Origin of the sequence: Saccharopolyspora thermophila (assembly GCF_014646075.1) — a bacterium.
Classification (GTDB): Bacteria; Actinomycetota; Actinomycetes; order Mycobacteriales; family Pseudonocardiaceae; genus Saccharopolyspora; species Saccharopolyspora thermophila.
Genome location: NZ_BMMT01000036.1, coordinates 1 through 2,906 on the forward strand (window position 1 = coordinate 1; position 2,906 = coordinate 2,906).

At 62.3% G+C, this 2,906-nt stretch carries 1 protein-coding gene; it reads right to left on the reverse strand.

The genetic code is table 11. The features are described from left to right. Positions 1-2,790, reverse strand: a 2,790-nt coding sequence (locus IEY17_RS24925) for a hypothetical protein (protein ID WP_229680599.1), incomplete at its 3' end; no start/stop codon positions are given. Positions 2,791-2,906 lie beyond the last annotated feature (116 nt).

Here is a 2,906-nt window from a genome sequence, read left to right on the forward strand (position 1 = left end):
AACCGGACGATTCACCCCCGACAAATTCGGGAAAAACTCCCCCAGAAACGCCCGCTCCGCACCCTCATCATCAGCAAACGTCTCCGCCGATATAACATCCGACCCCACCGACGAAGACCCCAACACCACCCCAGAATTACCACCAAAACCCCTCGGCTCACTCCCACGGGAGCCGAGCGGTTCCGCTCCGGACAACTGCACGGTCACCTCGCGAGAGGCGACGGCAGTCCCGTCGACGGGGAACGGATCGAGGCGTTGCAGATCGCCGTTGGGGTGGCGGACCAGCAGCGTTGCGCCCACCTGGGTCGCGATCAACCGGCCGACCAGCTCATCTGACGGGCTCGAAGTGCGCCCCGTGGCGAAGGGTCCGTCGTGCAGTGCGCGCGACAGCGAGCCGAGGTCCTGGTCCGTCCGGTGTTCGAGGGTGAATGCCGTGGCGGGCATGTCGGAGTAGTTGGCGCCTTGGCTGGACTCCTTGCTGCCTTCGCCTCGGAAGATCTCCACGCCCTTCTCGACCGTGGCCGCGCGCAGCTGTACCGCCGACTCCGCCAGTCCCGGATCGGTGTCGATAACCTTCTGGTAGAACGAGTTTTCGAGTCCGTCCTGCTTCGCCAATCCGCGGTCCAGGAAAGTTTTCCTGAACTGTTCGAGATGCCGCTGCATGGTGGGGGCCTGAGCAGCCAGAGCCGAGTTGAATCCGATGACTCCCTTGGTGACGGGGTCCCCCGCGACTCCGATGCGGACTCCATGCTCCCTGAATTCGGAGATGTTCAACGCGATGGAGATGCTAACATTGAGCACGTTCTGCTTCGGCACGCCCAACAATTTGGCAGCCTTATCGCTCAGGCTCCCCGGATCCTCGCCTCCCCGGCGTCCCGTCAGCGGGTCCTGACTGTCGTCGGCATTCTCCTGCCAGTCCTTCCGGAACCTGCTGAGTCCTGTCCCTCCACTGGCAAGCCTGCCCGCTTTCTTACGGGAGTGCTGCACCTCGCCGGTGCCTTTACCTGCGTACCAGGTCCTGTTCCGGAGGTTGTTCGGGTCCGCGTGGGTCTGCGGGAGCCCGATGTTCTTCTGGCCAGACCTCGCCCAGGTCAACGCGATGCGCGTCAGGTCCGTCTCTATGGTGCTACCGCTGAAGTCCGCCAGGAACGGCACTCCCCGAACCGGGTGCCGTTGCGGTGCTTCAGCCTTGACTGCCTCGGCGATCTCTGCCTTGGTCCGCTCCAGTTGTACGTTATCTGAATCGCTGTTCTTACCGAGGTCCGCCACGAACTGGTCCGTATCCGGTGACTCCTCCGGAGCTTGCCGGCTCAATGGTTCGTAATACTGGGCGAATTCCTTGGTGTTCTCCAGGTTCAGGCTCCTGGCGAGAGCGCCGAACTCCGCCTTTCCCTTACCGAATCCAAATTTTTCGTCCTCGGAGCCGACCGTGAGCCCGTCCTTGAGTAACACAGTGCCGTCGATGCAGAGGTTCGGCTCGGGGGAGTAGGGGTGCAGTGGGTGGTTCTGGGCGTACCGGTCGCGTGCCGCCATGTCGGCAATGATCGCCTTGGTGAACCTTTCCTGCATGACGCCGAAATCATGGCGAATTGATTCGAGGAAGGCGATATCTTCTTCGGCTTTCTTGAGGACGCGCCGGAGGCCGCTTTCAGGCTTTCCTATTGGACCCTCCTGGCGAGGGGTGCTCAATCGGGCCTCGATACGCGCCTTTTCTTGAATCCGACTTTCCAGGGCCTTCTCGAACAGGTTACCGTCCCCGAGCCGGTACCCGCCCGACATCATCAACGGCCTGATCGGCCGCACATCGTCGTCGGGGAGCTCCAATTCCTTGAGCCCCGACGCGGTGTCCAACCGATTTTCCCAGTGATTGAAAATGTGCTCACCGGTTGACGATCCGACCCGCCTGGATCCCTCGTCGAAGTCCTGGATCGAGATATACGGATGCATTCCCAGGTCGACCATGGCGGCCACGATGGACTTGTTCACGGCGCTGTCCAGGGTGTGGTTGCGCAGCGTTCCGATCGGTGCATTCTCGGACTCCGTGAATCCCGCCGGCACAACCGGGACCAGCGCGATCGGTTCGCTTCCATCCTGGATCTGGGGAGCGAACGTCTCGATGGCTCGCCGCACGGCGCTCTCGGAATCCCGTGGCCCGTTGACGCCGAAGACGAAGGCGATGCGCCCCTCCATGTCGCGGACACCCTCGGTGATCTTTTTGACGACCGATGGAATCCTGTCGACATCCCGGTACGGCAGGATCGCATTCACCACGAAGCCGACCGGACGGCGCTCGTTGATACTTTTCTCCAGGGCGTCGAGGTAGTTCTCCCTGAAAGCTCGGGACGCGCGCTGGTTCCGCGGAGCACCGAGCAAGTCGCGGATGGCCAGGTTCACCGTGGCGTGACCGATCGGGTAGCCACTTGTCGTGCGTGCCTGTTTGTTCGGCCCGATCTCCTGCCACTCATCTGGCGTGCGCATCCGTTTTCTCGGCTTGACCTCCTGCCCCTCGTGAGTGGACTGCCTGCCGGACGGCTGTCCGCCGCGAGCCTCTTGTGTCCACCAGTTCGCCGTGCCCGCGTTCGCCCCAGTACCCCAGGTGCGGGACGCATCGCTGGCACGGATCCCGCCGAACACTGCCTCTGTAGGTCGATGGGCTGCTTCCTGGCGGTGCTCGTCCGTCCCGGAGGGTTCCAAGAAAACGTCGGTTATCTCCACGTCCTGCGCATCCTCGGACGACGGAGAGGTACTGGCCGCACCATTCTTCGGCCTGGCGAAGTCTGTGGAATACACCACGCCAGGCTTCAACGGCATGAACCAAATACCGTCACCGTCACGGTACAGGTCCGCAAAAGGCGTGCTCGAATCAATCGGAACAACGTCAGCAAAGCTTCCTTGCTGCCCGTCAA